The organism is Haloarcula sp. HT12 (assembly GCF_055271655.1).
Window position 1 is genome coordinate 386,261 of record NZ_JBUXKW010000002.1, and the last position, 16,831, is coordinate 403,091.

General features: G+C 65.0%; 16 protein-coding genes and 1 tRNA gene. 10 read left to right on the top strand and 7 right to left on the bottom strand.

Translation table 11 applies throughout. The features are described from left to right. Positions 1–126: 126 nt before the first annotated feature. The gene (locus tag ACY9XZ_RS07140) at positions 127–1,083 is read right to left on the bottom strand and encodes a succinylglutamate desuccinylase/aspartoacylase family protein (protein WP_463456361.1); all 957 of its coding nucleotides are present in this window, start codon (positions 1,081–1,083) and stop codon (positions 127–129) included. Between the two features lie 99 nt (positions 1,084–1,182). On the opposite strand from ACY9XZ_RS07140, the gene ACY9XZ_RS07145 reads away from it, so the two are divergent. Next, positions 1,183–1,437, top strand: a complete 255-nt coding sequence (locus ACY9XZ_RS07145; RefSeq protein WP_463456362.1) for a DUF7536 family protein — start codon at positions 1,183–1,185, stop codon at positions 1,435–1,437. A gap of 11 nt (positions 1,438–1,448) precedes the next feature. On the opposite strand, the gene ACY9XZ_RS07150 is transcribed toward ACY9XZ_RS07145, so the two are convergent. Beyond that, complete coding sequence (locus ACY9XZ_RS07150; RefSeq protein WP_463456363.1) at positions 1,449–2,672, bottom strand: potassium channel family protein; 1,224 nt, start codon at positions 2,670–2,672, stop codon at positions 1,449–1,451. A 233-nt stretch (positions 2,673–2,905) separates the two neighbouring features. Between ACY9XZ_RS07150 and citZ the strand changes: the two genes are divergently transcribed. Beyond that, on the top strand, positions 2,906–4,051 hold the full coding sequence (gene citZ / locus ACY9XZ_RS07155; protein ID WP_463456364.1) for a citrate synthase: 1,146 nt from the start codon (positions 2,906–2,908) through the stop codon (positions 4,049–4,051). 215 nt (positions 4,052–4,266) lie between these two features. Here the strand turns inward: citZ and ACY9XZ_RS07160 are convergent, their stop codons facing one another. Continuing rightward, positions 4,267–5,901: a potassium channel family protein gene (locus ACY9XZ_RS07160; protein ID WP_463456365.1), complete on the bottom strand. Its 1,635-nt coding sequence runs from the start codon at positions 5,899–5,901 to the stop codon at positions 4,267–4,269. A gap of 285 nt (positions 5,902–6,186) precedes the next feature. On the opposite strand from ACY9XZ_RS07160, the gene ilvA reads away from it, so the two are divergent. The 4 genes from ilvA (at position 6,187) to ACY9XZ_RS07180 (ending at position 9,694) form a co-directional block, all read left to right on the top strand. Beyond that, entirely contained in the window at positions 6,187–7,398 is a 1,212-nt protein-coding gene (gene ilvA, locus ACY9XZ_RS07165; RefSeq protein WP_463456366.1) for a threonine ammonia-lyase, read from the top strand. A gap of 169 nt (positions 7,399–7,567) precedes the next feature. Continuing rightward, on the top strand, positions 7,568–7,771 hold the full coding sequence (locus ACY9XZ_RS07170) for a hypothetical protein (protein ID WP_463456367.1): 204 nt from the start codon (positions 7,568–7,570) through the stop codon (positions 7,769–7,771). 29 nt (positions 7,772–7,800) lie between these two features. After that, positions 7,801–7,882 (top strand) — tRNA-Ser (locus tag ACY9XZ_RS07175). Positions 7,883–8,215: 333 nt separating this feature from the next. After that, a complete protein-coding gene (locus tag ACY9XZ_RS07180) occupies positions 8,216–9,694 on the top strand; it encodes a lipopolysaccharide biosynthesis protein (RefSeq protein ID WP_463456368.1) in 1,479 nt (492 codons plus the stop codon). Between the two features lie 30 nt (positions 9,695–9,724). Here the strand turns inward: ACY9XZ_RS07180 and ACY9XZ_RS07185 are convergent, their stop codons facing one another. After that, on the bottom strand, positions 9,725–10,096 hold the full coding sequence (locus ACY9XZ_RS07185; RefSeq protein WP_463456369.1) for a VOC family protein: 372 nt from the start codon (positions 10,094–10,096) through the stop codon (positions 9,725–9,727). Between the two features lie 59 nt (positions 10,097–10,155). After that, a complete protein-coding gene (locus ACY9XZ_RS07190; protein ID WP_463456370.1) occupies positions 10,156–11,034 on the bottom strand; it encodes a PhzF family phenazine biosynthesis protein in 879 nt (292 codons plus the stop codon). Between the two features lie 107 nt (positions 11,035–11,141). Here ACY9XZ_RS07190 and ACY9XZ_RS07195 point away from each other — a divergent pair, with 107 nt between their 5' ends. Further along, positions 11,142–11,753, top strand: a complete 612-nt coding sequence (locus tag ACY9XZ_RS07195) for a DJ-1/PfpI family protein (RefSeq protein WP_463456371.1) — start codon at positions 11,142–11,144, stop codon at positions 11,751–11,753. Between the two features lie 5 nt (positions 11,754–11,758). Here ACY9XZ_RS07195 and ACY9XZ_RS07200 read toward each other — a convergent pair whose 3' ends face one another. Together ACY9XZ_RS07200 and rnz are read right to left on the bottom strand one after the other, a co-directional pair. After that, on the bottom strand, positions 11,759–12,832 hold the full coding sequence (locus tag ACY9XZ_RS07200) for a Gfo/Idh/MocA family protein (RefSeq protein WP_463456372.1): 1,074 nt from the start codon (positions 12,830–12,832) through the stop codon (positions 11,759–11,761). 42 nt (positions 12,833–12,874) lie between these two features. Then, positions 12,875–13,810 carry a ribonuclease Z gene (rnz, locus tag ACY9XZ_RS07205; protein WP_463456373.1) on the bottom strand — a complete coding sequence of 312 codons (936 nt, stop codon included), beginning with the start codon at positions 13,808–13,810 and terminating at the stop codon, positions 12,875–12,877. A 376-nt stretch (positions 13,811–14,186) separates the two neighbouring features. On the opposite strand from rnz, the gene ACY9XZ_RS07210 reads away from it, so the two are divergent. From ACY9XZ_RS07210 to ACY9XZ_RS07220, 3 genes are all read left to right on the top strand, one after another. Beyond that, positions 14,187–15,233, top strand: coding sequence for a hypothetical protein (locus ACY9XZ_RS07210; protein ID WP_463456374.1), 1,047 nt, complete (start codon positions 14,187–14,189; stop codon positions 15,231–15,233). 57 nt (positions 15,234–15,290) lie between these two features. Beyond that, on the top strand, positions 15,291–15,956 hold the full coding sequence (locus ACY9XZ_RS07215) for a potassium channel family protein (RefSeq protein ID WP_463456375.1): 666 nt from the start codon (positions 15,291–15,293) through the stop codon (positions 15,954–15,956). Positions 15,957–16,339: 383 nt separating this feature from the next. Further along, positions 16,340–16,816 (top strand): DUF7384 family protein, encoded by a 477-nt coding sequence (locus tag ACY9XZ_RS07220; RefSeq protein WP_463456376.1) that lies wholly within the window; start codon positions 16,340–16,342, stop codon positions 16,814–16,816. The last annotated feature ends 15 nt before the right edge of the window (positions 16,817–16,831 follow it).

Genomic DNA, 16,831 nt, shown 5'->3' on the forward strand with positions numbered 1-16,831 from the left:
GGGTACGCGGCGCGGAGCGCGGGACCGAGCGAAGCGAGGTCCCGCGTTTTTCCCCACGTTTTTGCGAGGGGGGTGCCCACAGGCCGCATCGCGGCCGAGGACACCCCCCGACGTAAAAAGTGGGTTCTAGTACGTATCGACGTTCGTCCCGACCGAGCAGACGTACTCGCCGGTCGCGACCTGCGGGAGCCGCCGGGCGCGCCAGAACACGCCGCTGGAGTCGGCGGTGATTTCGGCCTTCGGTTCGCCGAACACGTCAGTTATCTCGAACAGCGTCTCGCCGCGGGCGACGCGGTCGCCGAGATCGGGCTTGAGGTCGATGAGGCCGCCGACGGGGGAGCCGTACTGCTCGAACCCGGAGGCGCGGGTCTGGGGTCGGGTGTCGTGGTGGCCGTCGAGGAAGCCGTAGTAGTGCAACACGTTGAACACGCCGTCGACGCCCCGCTGGATGGACCGCTCGTCCCAGCCGACACAGCCGCCGAGTTCGGGGTCGATTGTCGGGACGCCCTCGTCTGGGGCGGCGCGGGCCAACTGCCCGTCGGGGCCTTTCTGGTCGAGGATGTAGCCACAACCGAACACCTTCGCGAGTTCGAGACACTCCTCGTGGAGGCGATGGCGGGTGCCACACCGGACCCGCACTTCGTCGATCATCCGCGAGGTCGACCCCTGGTGCAGGTCGAGGACGTAGTCGGCGCTGATGGCGGCGTCGAAGGTCGCGGCGGCGATGCGCTCACTCGACGTCCCCGTTTTGTCGCCCGGATACGCCCGGTTCATCTTCGTGTCGTCGATCGGGTTGCGGTGCTCGGCGATCTGGAAGGCGTGGTAATTCACGACGCCACAGACCAGAATCGTCCCGGACAGCTCCGTCGGGTCGAGCTGCGGGAGCGTCCGCTGGATGACGCCGACGCCGTTCAGCTCGTCGCCGTCGCTGGCCGCCTGTATGTAGAGGGTCCGCCCGTCGTCGACACCGTTGACGACGGCGACCGGTAGCCCGAACGTCGACCCGTCGCGGGTCTCACCGACCTCCAGCCGCCCCGTGTCCATCTCGCCGGGGGCGGCGGTCGCCGTACCGAAAGTAACCATTGTTCTCACGTTTGCCTTGGGAGCCTTTACTGGTTCGGATTCCACCAGCAGTTGCGCCGGACCGACGGCGTCTTGGGGCCACCGGCCCTATCGGCGGGCGTGTCCCAGTCCGAGCCACAGAGCGGCAAAGCGGCGATGGTCGCGGCGCTGAACGTGCCACGAAACGCGAAGATCGGCTTCGCGGTCGCCGGCCTGTTCACGGCGGGGCTGTTCGCCCTGTTCGTCCTGCCGGGGACCCAGCGGCCGATGGCGTTCTACGTGGCACTGGCGTTCGTTCTCGCCACCTCGCTTGGCGGCCTGCTGACGGCGCTGTTCACAGCAGTGTCGGCTGTCCGTCTCGCCAGACGGCAGTAGCGTGACTCGGGCTATTCTCCCTTCGATAGGTCTGTCAGCCGGTCGCCGCCGGTCCGAGTCCCTTTCGCGATGAGTACGTCGCCCGTCTGAATCCGCGTCTCCGGGCCCGGCGAGACGACCCAGTCGCCGCCTTCGCGCCCGGTCCGTTCGCTCTCCCCGGCCCCGCGCCGTATCGCGATAATCCGCATGCCCGTCGCCGTCTTGACTTCCGCGTCGCCGATAGTCGTTCCGGCGAGGTCGCTGTCGGGGTACACCGTGGTCCGGACGATGACCTCGTCGGATTCCTGGACGGCCTCGGCAACGACCGGATGGGTCGACAGCCCCCGCAGAACGCCCTCGCTCATCTCCAGTGCGGCGTCGGAGATGACCTCCGTCGACCGGGCTAGATGTACCAGTCCCCGCAGCGACACCGGGTCGTCGATGTCGGCGGCGGCCCGGAGCGTCCAGGCTTCGAACCGGGACTGCAGCGCATCGACTTCGGCTTCGAGTTCGACGACCTCCTCGGCGACCTCAGCGCTGTCGAACAGCACCGCGCCGTAGGCCAGGTCCACCGCCAGTTCGCCCATGTCCTTCATCAGAACGATGGAATCGACGGCGCGTTCGAGATCACGGACGCCGCCCTCGGGCGGTTCCGGCGGTTCGTACACGTCGCCGGTCGCGTCCCGATACACCTCGGCGATGCCGTCTTCGGGGCCCCGGAACAGCACCACGTCGCCCGCTTCGAGGCGCGTCTCCCGGTCGGGATTGAGCAACCAGTTCCCCTGCCGTCGGATTGCTAGCGCACGGACGCCAGTCTCGGTTTCGAGGTTCAGGCCCCCCAGCGTCTCGTCGGCCAGCGGCGAGTCCGAACTAATCGTCGCCCGCACGAGCGTCTCGACGGCCTCGGGGAGGGCCGCCCGCATCGTGTCCGGCAGGCCGATGTCCTCCAGTACGATCTTGGCGATGTCGCCGGCGGCGTCGCTGATTTTCTCCGCCGCTCCGACCATCCCCAGAACGGGGGCCAGCGACTCCGCGTCCGCTGTCGACCGACAGGCCATCAGGAGACTCATGCGTGCGCGCAACTGGAGCACGTCCATCTTCTCCTCTAATTCCAGCACCTCCGCGGCCACGTCGTCGCTCCCCAGCAGGACGGCCGAGTACGAGAGATCAATGAGCAACTCGGCGGTGTCTTTCATCTCGGCCAGCACCTGCTTGACGCTGACCGGTTCGTACTCGACCGTCCCTGTCGGGTCCATAGCCGCCGGTTCGACGGCCCCGAGCAAAAACGTTCCTCACTATTTGGGTCGGCACCCGAGCGTTACTGAGCCGAGCGCGAGCGAATGAACGACGAGTTCCCCGGCATCGATGTCATAGACAAACGAACTTATCCGGAAAATAGTAAACGAACGGGCAGTCTCAACTCCTGACAGTGTGACACACAGGCCCAGAAAGAAAATGTTTTTCCCGGAAGGTAGGGAAGAGATTGCGTATGTCCGACGACCTCAAGAAGGGACTCGAGGGTGTCATCGTCGCCGAGTCCGAACTCAGCGTTATCGACGGCGACGCTGGCAAACTCGTGTATCGGGGGTACACCATCGAGGACCTCGCGAAGGGTGCCAGCTACGAAGAGGTGCTGTACCTGCTCTGGCACGGTCACCTGCCGAACCGGGACGAGCTCTCCGAGTTCAAGCAGGCGATGGTGGACGCACGCGACGTGGACGACGACGTCATCTCGACCGTGCGACAACTCGCCGAAGCGGACGAGAATCCGATGGCAGCGCTCCGGACAGCGGTGTCGATGCTCTCGGCGTTCGACCCTGCGCCCGAGGACGCCGAGCCGACCGACGAGACGGTCAATCTCGAAACGGGCCGGCGGATCACGGCCAAGATCCCGACCATCATCGCGGCGTTCACTCGTATCCGCGACGGCAAGGAGCCCGTCGCACCTCGCGACGATCTCGACCACGCGGCGAATTTCCTCTACATGCTCAACGGCGAGGAGCCCGACGACGTGCTGGCTGACGTGTTCGACCAGGCGCTCGTGCTCCACGCCGACCACGGCCTCAACGCCTCGACGTTCTCGGCTATCACGACGGCGTCGACGCTGTCGGACGTCCACAGCGCGGTCACCTCCGCCATCGGGACGCTGAAGGGACCGCTCCACGGCGGGGCCAACCAGGACGTTATGGAGATGCTAAAGGAAGTCGACGACGCCGAATCCGACCCGCTGGACTGGGTCAAAAACGCCCTCGACGAGGGCCGTCGCGTCTCCGGCTTCGGCCACCGCGTCTACAACGTCAAGGACCCGCGGGCGAAGATCCTCGGCGAACGCTCGAAGGAACTCGGCGAGGCCGCCGGGACGCTGAAGTGGTACGAGATGTCGACCACCATCGAGGACTACCTCATGGAGGAGAAGGGGCTGGCCCCCAACGTCGACTTCTACTCCGCGTCGACGTACTACCAGATGGGCATCCCGATCGACATCTACACCCCGATCTTCGCGATGTCCCGTGTCGGCGGCTGGGTCGCCCACGTCTTCGAGTACATCGAGGACAACCGTCTGATCCGCCCGCGCGCCCGCTACGTCGGCAAGAACCCTGACGAAACCACGTTCGTGCCGCTGGACGAGCGATAGGCCTACCGCTACTGTTCGTCCGAAGAGTGGATTACTGACGGCCGTGAGCGCGTTTCATCGCGCGAACCGGGGAAGGGCAGGGCGGCCAGCATCCGGCGGCGACGCCGCCGGTTCCCCGGAATCGCCGCCGTGCGGCGATTCCGGCCTTTTTCGCCCACGTTTTTGTACGGGGGTTGAGGGCGCGTAGCGCCCGAACCCCCCGTAGAAAAAGGTGGTTAGCCAAACACCGACTTGAACCGCGTCACGCCGTCGTCGGTGCCGGCGATGACGAGCTGGTCAGTCGGTTCGATAGTCACGTCGGGGCCGAGGTCAGTGATGACCGAGCCGTTCCGTTCGATGGCGACGACCGTACAGCCCGTCCGCGAGCGGACATCGGCCTCGCCGAGCGTCGTCTCACCGAGGCCGTCGGCGGCGACGCGGATGACCTCGACCTGCTGGTCCATCGAGATGACGTCCTCGTCTTCGAGGATCGTGGAGGCGAGCATCCGGCCGCTGACCGTCGACAGCGCGAGGACGTAGTCCGCGCCCGCACGGTACATCTTCTGGACGTTCTCGCTTTCCTCGGCACGGGCGATGATTTCGACGTCCGGGTTGAGATCACGGATGACAAGCGTCGCGAACTCGGTGTCAGTATCCTCCGAGAGGGCGAGAATAACCGTTCTGGCAGCGCCGACGCCGGCGTGTCGCAGGTCATCGGGCTCTGTGGCGTCGCCGACGACGTCGACGCCCGATTCGTCGGTCTGGTCGAGCACCGTATGCGGCACCCCGGCGCTCGTAAGCGCCGAGGTGATCGTCTGTCCGACCTCACCGGCGCCGATGACAACGGTCTCCCCGCGGCGGAAGCCACGCACGCTGGAGAGAGTCATCTCCTTGAGCCGCTCCAGTTGGCGCTCGGTACCCGAGACCAGCAGGACCGTACTGCCGTCGAGTTCGGCGTCGGGATCGGGCGGGCTCACGAACTGGCCGCGGAACCACGCGCCGATGACGTTGACGCCGGTCTGCTCCCGGATGCCGCTGTCGGCTAGCGTCGTCCCGACGAGGTCACTCCCGCGGTGGATCGGCAGTTCGGCGATATCGAAGTCCTCACCGATCTCGATTGAATCCCCGAGCGTCGTCGAGACGCCGGTCGTCACCTTGCTGGCGAGGCTCTCCCCGAGCAGTCCACGCGGCGACAGGACGGCGTCGGCGCCGGCGAGGTCGTGATACTTCGCGCGGTCGGGCTCCTTGACGACACTGACAGTCTGGACCGATTCGTCGACTTCGCGGGCAGTGAGGATGATGCTGGTGTTCACCTGGTCGGACGCATCGGCGACGAGCGCCCGGGCGGAGGACAGATGTGCTCGTTCGAGCCCGTCGACGGATTGCGGGTCGGCGTGAATGACATGGTACCCTTCTTCATAGAGGTCGTTGGCCCGGTCCCGGTCCGGTTCAACGATGACGTAATCGACGTTCCAGGTGTCGAGTTCGGTTACGAGCGTCTCACCGCGGGGAGAGAACTGACAGATGACGACGTGGTCGCTGAGGCCGTTCTCGACCGTGTTCGGGGCTGTTGTCTCCATCGCTTCCTCGAACAGCGGAAACAACAGTACCGGCAACGCGAGGAAGATGAGCACGACGCCGGTGATATCCATCACGATGACGAACAGCCGCATCTCCGTGGTGCTCCACGGGGCGTCCGAGCCGTACCCGGTCGTGGTGAACGTTTCGACCACGACACGAAGCGACCGCAGGAACGGTTGCGGGTCGTTTTCGAACGCTGCCATTCCGTAGTCGTATGCGAACGCATACCCCAGAATGATGCCGCCAAGCGCGACGATATATACCAGCGTCCGTCGCAGCCAGGTATCCATCTACTGTTTCCTGGGATACCGACTGTAAAACAGTTCTGTCCGACTCACTGGTGGCCGTCTATCAGCCGAATTATAGGAATGAGTGACCCTATCCGGCCGCTGTCTTTCACTTTCACTTTCACCGCGCTACGACGGGATTTAAGTCAATCGCGTTCGTTCTCCCGCGTGCAGTCACACGCTCCCCCTTTCCGTTTCAGTACACTCCAGAGCAGTTGCCACTGTCGTAACCGTTGATACCGCACAGTCAGCCGACAGTATAACATGATCCGGTGAATAGCCACTCCCATGCTCTCATTTGAAGATGTACTCGCGGCACAGGACACTGTCTCTGAAACGGCCAGGCATACACCGCTCGATTATTCACATACGTTCTCCGCGATGACAGGCGCGGACGTCCATCTCAAGCTCGAACTGTTCCAGCGCACGGGCTCGTTCAAGATACGGGGCGCGACCAACCGCATTGCGTCGCTGTCGGAGAGTGAACGGGAGGCCGGTGTTGTCACAGCGAGCGCCGGCAACCACGCACAGGGGGTCGCACTGGCCGCCACGCGCATCGGCGTCGACTCGAAGATCGTGATGCCCGAACGGGCGCCGGTCTCGAAGGTGAAGGCGACCCGGAGCTACGGCGGCAACGTGGTCCTCCACGGCCGGGACTACGACGCCGCCGCCGAACGCGCTCACGAGATCGAGCGCGAGGAGGACCGAACCTACGTCCACGCCTTCGACGACGAGAAAGTGATGGCGGGCCAGGGAACCATCGGACTGGAGATCTACGAGGACCTCCCCGGCGTCGACACGGTCGTCGTCCCTATCGGCGGCGGCGGGCTCATCAGCGGCATCGCCACGGCGCTCAAAGGCAAGGACGAAAGCATCCGCGTCGTCGGCGTTCAGGCCGAGGGGGCCTCAAGTGTGGCTGAATCCCTCGAAAAGGGCCACCGCATCGAACGCGACAGCGTCGAGACCATCGCCGACGGTATCGCCACCCGCACCGTCGGCGAGAAGACCTTCGAGGTCATCAGCGAACGGGTCGACGAGGTCGTGACGGTGTCTGACTCCGAGATCGCCGTCGCCCTGACGACGCTGCTGGAGCGCTCGAAAACGCTTGCCGAAGGCGCTGGTGCCGTCGCGCTGGCCGCCGTCATGGAGGCGAAGTTCGACTTCGAGGACGACGAGACGGTTGTCCCCGCGCTGTGTGGCGGGAACATCGACCTGAACATGCTCACGAACGTCATCATGCGCGGCCTCGTCGAGACCGGCCGCTATCTCAAGATCCGGACCGTCCTCCAGGACCGGCCCGGTGCACTGGAGGAACTCGTCGAGGTCCTCTCGCGCGAGCAGGTCAACATCTACGCCATTGAGCACGACCGGACCAGCCGCGACGTGGCGATGAGTTCGGCCGAGGTCGAACTGGATCTTGAGACCCGCGGCCCCGATCACGTCGACGCGCTCATCGACGCGCTCACCGACGAGGGGTACGCGGTCGACGTGCTCGTTTGACCCGAGGCGTCCGCGTCGCGCCGTCTCTCGTCGTCTTTCCGACGCTGGCGCTCGCCACAGTCCGCGTTGATTCCGGCGGGGTTTTAGCCGCGGCGGCCACCGCTTCGTGTATGCGACGGTCCGCATGCACCGTACCAGCCGAGACAACAGCACGGAGTGGAGGGCGCTGATGGACCCGCGAACGAAGGCCAGCCTCCTGTGGGGTGTCGTCGGGGGGCTGGCCTTTCTCGTTCTCGTCCAGGGTTACGAACTGCTGGCCGGGACGCCGGTGTCGCTACCAGCCAAAGCCGGCGTCGCCATAGCCGTCGGCGCTGGGGCGACACTGACCTCCTATCGCTTGCAGCCCCGGCTGTTCGGAAACGAAAGCCCTTAATCGCCCGCCCTCGCACTCTCGAAACACGTGCCAGGATGGCCGAACGGTAAGGCGCACGCCTGGAAAGCGTGTTCCCTTTCGGGATTCTGGGTTCAAATCCCAGTCCTGGCGTCTTCTGTGACTGACTGCGAGTGAGGAGCGACAGCGACGACCGAGCCAGCAGTCACGAAACGCCCGATGGCTGGGATTTGAGCACGCGAGTCGCAGCGCCGAGTCCAGCGAGGCGACCGTCTCGCCATCGGTTCAAATCCCAGTCCTGGCGTGGAGAGGTTCGAACGAAGTGAGAACCTCCGGAAACGTGAACGGTGAACGTAGTGAGCCGTGAGCGGACGTTTTCCGTGACTACCTACGAGCGAAGAGCGGCCGCGTCTGGCACATTGCTGTTCCGCCTGCCACTGTACACCACCCCACCATTTTCCCGCCGCAAGCCCTGACAACTGCTCGATGGTCGAACAGCGCGACGGCGACGAAATAGACCTGCTGGACTCCTCGATTCGGACGACCAGCGGAGCGCTGGTGTCAACGACGTTGTTCGTTCTCAGCGGCATCGTCTACGCGCTCGTCACGTCGCCTGCGGCGACCGGGACCTATTTTTTTATCGCCCTCTCTGTCTCGCTGGTCCTGCGTCCGATTCGGGGCATCAGCCAGGCGTTGAAGAAGGTCGGCAGCGAACGGGGGGAATTCGTCGGCCCGTATCTCGGTCTGGCGGCGCTGTTTACCCTCGGATATCTCCTCATCGTCGGTGTGGTCGTGGCCGCGCTGGCCGGCGCAATCGTCCGCAACACGGTGGTTTCGCCGGGATTGCTCGCCCCCATCGGACTGTACGCGCTTTCGGTCGCGCTGTCGATGATTGTGTCGAGCCTGGTCGGTGCCATCGGCTACCCGAGCGTAGAGACATGGCTCACAAGCACGCAGAGCGCTATCCAACTCGTCGTCCTGCTGGCGCTGGCCCCGACACTGACGACCGCCGTCGACCTCTTGCTCGTCGTGGCCGGCGTCCAGCTGGCGGTGCTCGGTCCTGTCTCCGTCGCGCTGGGTGTGGTCCCGACGCTGCCGGACCGACACGCCGTCGAGCGCGCCTGGGACTTCGCCAAGTGGAGCATCCCGGACCAGATTTTCGACCGCCTGTCGTACAACATGCCGGTGTACGTACTGGGCGTCGTCGCGACGCCAGCGGCCGTCGGTATCTACGAGGCCGCCGACCGGTTCGCCGACTTCGGCGCGACGATTTCCTGGCATCTCTCTTCCCCGCTGCTCACGAAGGTCAGCGGGGACGCCTCCGCTGGCGATACGCAACTCGCCTACCTCGATGGGGCGATAACCGGCGGAACGGGCGTCACCTTCGTCGTGTTCGGCTACTTGCTGGCCGCACACGACGTGATTGCGCGGATCGCCTTCACCGGCTCCGAGAGCGTCTTTTCGACAACGGTGTTGCTCGTCGGCGGCGTGAACATCCTCCGTGGCTTCTGGACGCTCACGTCACACGCCATGGAGGGCGTCGGAAGACCGAGCGTGAGCTTTCGTACGAAACTCTACGGACTGGTGTTCAGCGTACCAGTCCCAGCGATATTCGGTGCGGAGTTCGGGGCCGTCGCCGGGGCCGCCGGGTACGGCGTGATGAATCTGGTCATCTTCGGGTACGTCCTCTACTACTCCCGGCCCGTCTTCGGGCGGATTCCGCTCGATTCCAGAGTAGCGGCATCCCTTTCCGTCGGCCTCGGCGTCTCCTTTGCACTCACGACGGGCGCGGTCGCCGGCCTCACGAGCGCTGGCCTCTCGCCGATTGCCGTTGCCAGCGTGGCCGCCGTGACGTGTCTCGTCGGCTTCGGCGGCTTCCTCGTTGCCGTGTCCGAACCGGCCCGACGTGTCGCCACCCGGACGGCAGCGCTGTGGCGCAGTCGCGCTCGCTACCTGTTCGAGTGAGTGCCGCTCGTTCGTTTCGGCTCCTACCGTTCAGAGCCAGCGGTAGAACTCCAGCGTGTACCCTTCAGGGTCCTCGACGAAGGCGGCGAAGGCGTCGGCGGCGTCGATTTCCGTCGGCTCGAGCACCGGCGCTGCGCCGGCGTCGATGGCCGTCTCGAACGTTTCCTCGACGTCGTCGACGGTGAACGCGATGTGGTCCACGTCGGCGCGGGTCGGCGCGACCGGGGTGGTTCGGTCAGCGTCGTAGCGCAATTGCAAGTCGCCGTCGCCGTCCCGGCCGAGATAGACGTTTTCGACGCCATTTAGCGTGAAGCGGTTGGTCTCCTCGAAGCCCAGTGCGCCGTAGAACTCCATTGCGCGGTCGAGGTCCGAAACGCAGATCGCGGCGTGTGCGAGGTCCATGCCGCGGCGTTGTGTCGGGGGTGAAATGAGTGTGCCGATAGCATCGCTGTGGCGGCCGCTCACAGCAGGTCGCCGCGAGCGACGGGAACCACGCTGCCGCCGACCCGGACGCTGATGTCCTCGCCACTACCGTCAGTTGCGAGGTGTAACAGCGACGGCCGTCCCATCTCGTAGCCCTGCTCGACGCGGGCGTCGACGGCAGGGCTCCCGAGCATCTCGTGGCGAGCGAGGTACGCGGCCAGGCAGCCGTTCGAGGAGCCGGTCGCCGGGTCCTCCGGCACGTCGTAGAACGGCGCGAACACGCGGACGGCGAGGTCGTTGTCGTCGCTCCGCGGCTCCCGGCAGACCGCCAGCACGTTCTTGGCCTCCCGGTCGCCGGTCACGGTGTCGTAGGCGTCGCGGTCAATGTCGATAGCTTCCAGTGCGTCGCGGTCGGCCACCGGGACGACGATTGTCGCCAGCCCCGTCGAGACGATCTCGACCGGCCAATCGTGGTCCAGTCGGTCGGCCGGCAGACCGAGCACGGCGGCCAGATCCGCGTGGGCCAACTGCTCGCCGAACTCGGGCGACCGCTGTGTCATCCACAGCGTTTCGCGCCCGTCGCGCTCTCGCACGTCGACCGGTACGTCACCGACAGGCAGGTCAAGCGTCACCGTCTCCGGTTGCCCCTCGGCCAGATGGTCCCGGATGACCTGTGCCGTCCCGAGCGTCGGGTGGCCGGCGAAGGGAACCTCGGCGGCGGGGGTGAAGATACGGACCGGCCACGCGCCGTCGCTCGGCTCGCCCGTGACGAACGTCGTCTCCGAGTAGTTCATCTCGGCGGCGATAGCTTGCATCTCGTCCTCGTCCAGGTCGCCGGCGTCGGTCACGATGGCGAGCTGGTTACCGGTGTATCGCTCCCGTGCGAACACGTCGACGATGTGAAACGGATGGGACATACCTGTTCGCTCGGCGGCGGGGTCAAAGAACGCTCCGGGATACTGGCGAGTGGTACCGTCCCACGCACGACAATGGGATATTTGCCGCTGTCAGCCATGCCGTAGGTATGGACACTGTCGCAATCGCCTGTTTCGACGGGTTCGACGAACTGGACGCCATCGGCCCCTACGAGGTGTTCCAGAACGCGGCGCGCTTCGGCGCGTCGTGGGACGTGACGCTTCGCTCGGTCCGGGAGTCCGAAATGGTCACCGCGAGCCACGGGCTTCGGGTCGAGCCGGACGGCCCCCTCGCCGACGTGACCCCGGACCTGCTGGTCGTGGCCGGCGGCGGGTGGAACGACCGGAGCGAGGCCGGCGTCTGGACGGAAACCGAACGGGGCGACCTTCCCGATGCCGTCGCGGCGGCACATGACCGCGGTGCGACCGTGGCCGGCGTCTGCACCGGCGGGATGGTTCTCTCACGGGCCGGTCTGCTCGACGGCCGTCTCGCGGTGACCCACGGCGGCGCAATCGAGGATCTGCGGGCGACCGACGCGACCGTGGTCGACGCCCGGGTCGTCGACGACGGCGACGTCCTGACTTGCGGCGGCGTCACGTCCGGACTGGACCTCGCGGTGCATCTCGTCGACCGTGAGTGGGGCGCAGACGTAGCCGCCGCTGTCTGTGAAGAAATGGAGTACGAGCCGCGCGGCGATGTGTTCAGCGGCGACTCGGCCTAAAAATATCAGGCGTTCGCGCGGGCGTCATCGAGCAGCGCCTGCACGTCGACGGCCTCGCCGGTTTCGCTGCTCTCGATGGCGGCGAAGACGATGGCCATCGATTGGAGGACGCTGTCGACGTTCGTCGGCATCGGCTCGCCGCCGTCGATCCAGTCACAGAACTGCTCGATGAGCCAGGCGTTCTTCCAGTGGGGCCGCTCGGCCAGCGGCACCGCCTCGCCGTCGCCCTTGCCGATGCCCTCGAAGTTCCCAACGTCGTACGCGTCGGCGTGGAACCGCTCGACGTCGCGGCGGTCGAGGAGGACCGTCTGGTCCGAACACTCGGCGCGGAACTGCTCGTGGCCCCAGCCGTTCAGCGTCGTCGCATTGGCGTAGCTCCCCTCGTACTGGGCGCGGGTTCCGTCGGCGAAATGTAGCGTGACGAGCCCGGTACAGTCGCCGTCGTAGTCGGCCTCCTCGGGCGTCCACGTCTCGGCGTACACCCGTTCGCAGGGCGAATCCGCCAGCGACGCGAGGATGTCGAGGTGGTGGATCGCCCCGTCGAGCAGGAGCATGTTCTCCATCTCGTAGACGTAGTCGGCGTAGAACCCGCGTTCGCGGACGTTGCCCGTGTACCGGGCCGTCAGATAGTCGATGTCGCCGGCCTCCTCGACGGCGCGCCGGAACGTCGTCTTGTCCCGGTCGAACCGGTGGCTCATCGTGACACCCATCTTCTTGCCGGCCGCCTCGACCTTCTCCGCGACGCGGACCGACGCCTCCAGCGTATCGGCAATCGGTTTCTCCGAGATAATGTGCAGGTCGTGGGCGAGCGCCGTCTCCACGACGGCCTCGTGGGTCGACGGCGGCGTCACGATAGAACAGATATCCGCCGGGCGCTCCGAGAGCGCGGTTTCGAGGTCGGTGTAGCACTCCTCGGGCGACAGCCCGAGTTCCTGTTCGGCCAGTTCGTGCCGTTCCGGGTCGGTGTCGACCGCGGCGACGACTTCGATTCGGTCGTCGTGAACGTTCGGTGGAATCGCGTCTGTCGCCCAGGTGGACCCCTGACCGCCCAGACCGACGTGGACTAATCGGTGTGTCATGGCTCCGTTATTGCTTCAACGAATAAATGCTGCACTATCTCATCAGTACTCGTCCGCGTCCGGGAACTCGACACGTCGCTCCATCCCGTCTTCCGCGAGCACGACCTCGCCGTCGAACGCGTCGCGGGCTTCGTTGACTAGCTGGTCGGCGCTCGCGGCGTAGCGCGTCGAGATGTGCGTCAGCGCCAGCGTCGACGCCCCAGCTTGTCGCGCCACGTCGCCGGCTTCCCGGGCGGTGGAGTGGGCCGTCGCCTTCGCTCGTTCCTTCCGGTCCTCCGCGAAGGTGGCGTCGTGGACGAGCAAGTCCGCACCCTCGCTCGCTTCGATGACGCTCTCGGTCGGCAGCGTGTCGCCGGTGTAGACGAACCGGCGCCCGGGACGAGGCGGACCGACGACGGCCTCCGGTTGGATGGTCTCGCCCTCGTGTTCGACGGCCTCACCGCGGTGGAGCTTGGAGTACTTCGGCCCCGGCGGGATGCCGAACTCCGCTTCGGCTTTCTCCCGGTCGAACTTCCCCTTCCGGTCGTCCTCGTCGAGGACGTAGCCGACGCTGGCACAGCGATGGGCAGTCTCGATAGCCCGAATCGCGTACTCTGACCGGTCGAGGACTACGTCGCCGGCCGACACCTCGTTGATGCGGACCGTATAGGACGGGGTCGCGCCGTTGGCCTGGATGAGTTGTTTGATGTTCCCGCGCGTCCCCGCCGGCGTGTGGATAGCGATGGGGCGCTCGCGCTCGTTGAAATCCCACGTCTGGAGTAGCCCCGGAATCCCGAGCACGTGGTCGCCGTGAAGATGCGTGACGAACAGGTGGTCGATAGCGAAGCCGGTGCCGTAGCGCATCATCTGTCGCTGTGTCCCCTCCCCGCAGTCGAAGAGGAGGTAGTCGCCGTCGCGATTGACGAAGATGCTGCTCGTATTGCGCTGGGTCGTCGGCACGGCCCCACTCGTCCCGAGAAACGTCACGCGCATATCCATCGCATCCTCTACTGTCGACGGGTAAACCGGTGTCGAAAGGTCGTCGCCACGGGCGTGGGACCCGCTATATGGTTTGATTGCGTCGCTGCGACGCCAGTTTGTGTGTCAGATGGTATCATGACTATTTCTATTGAGCGACAATAACGACCTATTTCCGGCATTTCCCGGCGTCTCGCTTTCCCATCTGTTGAGACCTTAATCACCGGCAAAACAATTTAGCATCGGGTAAGTGTCGCTCAGTCTCACTTTCTCGATCCGGCGGTAGCAGGTGACGGCTTAGCAGGTTATTATGTTCTGCTGAACTGTCTCGCCGCTTTATGTGTTGTTCACCCGTTGGGTTGTCCGCATTGCCTTCCGATCACTGCAGAATCAACACATGATACGTACTCGCACACTCGCCGTTTTCGCTGCGCTACTCGTCGTCGGCGGCCTCACCGCACAGGTCGGGGCTGTACCGGGCGTGACAGCGCAACAGGAATCGCCGTCAGACCAAGCCGCGACAACAGGGGTCACCGTCGACTCCCTGACCGCACCACAGAGCGTCGCACCGAACTCGACTGCTGACGTGGCCGCGACGGTCACGAACAACGAGAACGCCACGGTAACTGAATCCGTGGAGTTCCGGTTCGACGGCGCTGTCGTCGACCGGACGCTCGTCACACTTGAGCCCAACGAGAGCGCGACCGTCCAGTTCTCCGCGGACACGACCGGTATCGAATCCGGTGACTACCGCCACGGTGTCTTCACCAGCGACGACGGACAGATCGCCGCCGTTACGGTCTCTGACTCGTTCACCCTGGAGAGCCTCGACGCACCGACCAACGCCACCGCCGGTGACAACATCACCGTCGATGCAACCGTCGCCAACCCGAACGACTTCAATACGACCCAGACCGTCGAGTTCCGACTGGGTGGCCAGCCGCTGGCCTCCGAGTCCGTGACCCTCGACGCGAACGAATCCACTGACGTGACGTTCACCGTCGACACGACCGGTGTCGAGCCGGATACGTACACCCACAGTGTCTTCACGCGTGACGACGGTGCGTTCGCCGAGATCACAATCGAGCCGGCCGCTGAGGTGCCTGAAGAGCCGACTGAGAACGAGACTGAGGAGCCGGCTGAGAACGAAACCGAAGAACCACCAGCGGAGGAGACTGAAGAGCCGACTGAAGACGAAACTGAGGAACCGACCGAAGGCGAAACTGAGGAACCGACCGAAGGCGAAACTGAAGAGCCAACCGAAGACGAAACTGAAGAGCCAACCGAAGACGAAACCGAAGAGCCGACCGAAGACGAAACCGAAGAGCCGACCGAAGACGAAACCGAAGAGCCGACCGAAGACGAAACCGAGGAGACTGACGAAGGTACAGAGACTGACGAAACGGACAACGCGACCGAAGAAGCCGCGACGACAGAAGGCTAACTCGCCTCACCCTGTCACCCGTTCACATTTTTAATGGTGGCCGTCGTACCGTAGTCCATGAAGTTCGTTATCGTTGGCTATGGCCGCGTCGGCATCCGGACCGCACGGATTCTGCAGAGCGAGGGCCACGAGGTTGTTATCGTCGACAACGACCCTGTGAAGGTCGAACGGGCCACGGAGACCGGGTTCGAGACTATCAAGGGTGACGGCAACGAGGAGAGCGTCCTCGTCGATGCCGGCATCGAAGGTGCGGACGCTATCGGCGGCCTCACGGGCGACCTGAACACGAACTTCACCGCCTGTATGATCGGCAAGGAGTTCGGCTGTCGGACCGTCCTGCGGATCGACGCCGACTACCGCGAGGAGATCTACGAGAAGTACGCCGCTGACGTGGACGAGATCATCTACCCCGAGCGGCTGGGCGCGGCCGGCGCGAAGACGGCGCTGCTGGGCGGTGACTTCAACGTCCTCGCCGACCTGACCGAACAGCTCTCGGTCGCGAGCATCCGCATTCCCGACGACTCACCGTTCGTCGGGAAACGGGTCGTCGAGGTGGACCTCCCCGGCGACGCGCACATCTACGCACACGGGAAGGACCACGAACCGATGACGATTCCGCTCCCACAGACCGAAATCGAACCGGGAGACAGTGTCGCAATCATGGCCGACCCTGGTGGGCTGGACGATATTCGGGCGACGCTCCGGGGCGACGCGTCAGCCTGAGATTCCGGGACCACACCCCGCTTTGTCGTATATTTTCAGGTCGATAGCGCTCGCTGTCCTCGGTGAAAGCCGGGGGGAGTAGAATATGAAAGGGAGGATCGCGGTGTCCGGGCGCGCCTGGGGAGGATAGGATGGCACGCAGTGTCACCGACATCCACTGGAGCCGTGGAAGCGCGCCCGTACCGGTTGGAATGCTACCGGTAAGCATAAATGCCCGTCAGACAGGCGGCCGACGGACGACAGACGGCACGGCTTTTTGCCCGTTCAGCCACTGCTTCCTGCTATGACCTGGGCGACTTTGTTCGAACGGGCGGCGGACCACCAGACCACGGTTGACGCTGTCTGTGCGGCTCTAGAAGAGCACCGGGCAGAGGACGACGGCGATGCGTGAGCCGTCGCCGGCGCGTGTCGTCGCCGATGCCGACGTCCTCGCCGCCGACCTGCTGTGTGGGCCAGACAGCGATGCCCGTGCCGCTATCGATCATATCCGTCGACACTCGTGGGTCACGCTCGTCGCGAGTGACCACCTATTAGACGATGCTACTGCCGTCATCGCCGACCTCGCCGACGACGACCTGGCGGCCGACTGGCGGGCGCGGATCGAATCCGACTGTGACATCGTCGACCACCCGGCTGGCGACCATCCCGCGCTGGCCTCGGCCTACCGGGGTGGCGCACAGCACCTGCTCTCCTACGCGGACGACCTGCGGAGCGCCCGGGCCAGTGCGTCGCTCAACCGCCACATGTCACTGAGCGTCAGACCGCCGGACGCCTTCGCTCGCCTGTTCGACCCGGTGTCACTGTACCCTGTCGTCGAGGACGGCGAGTATCCCGGACCCGACCGGGACCCCCGTGCGTAGCGGGTGAGCGTTGCT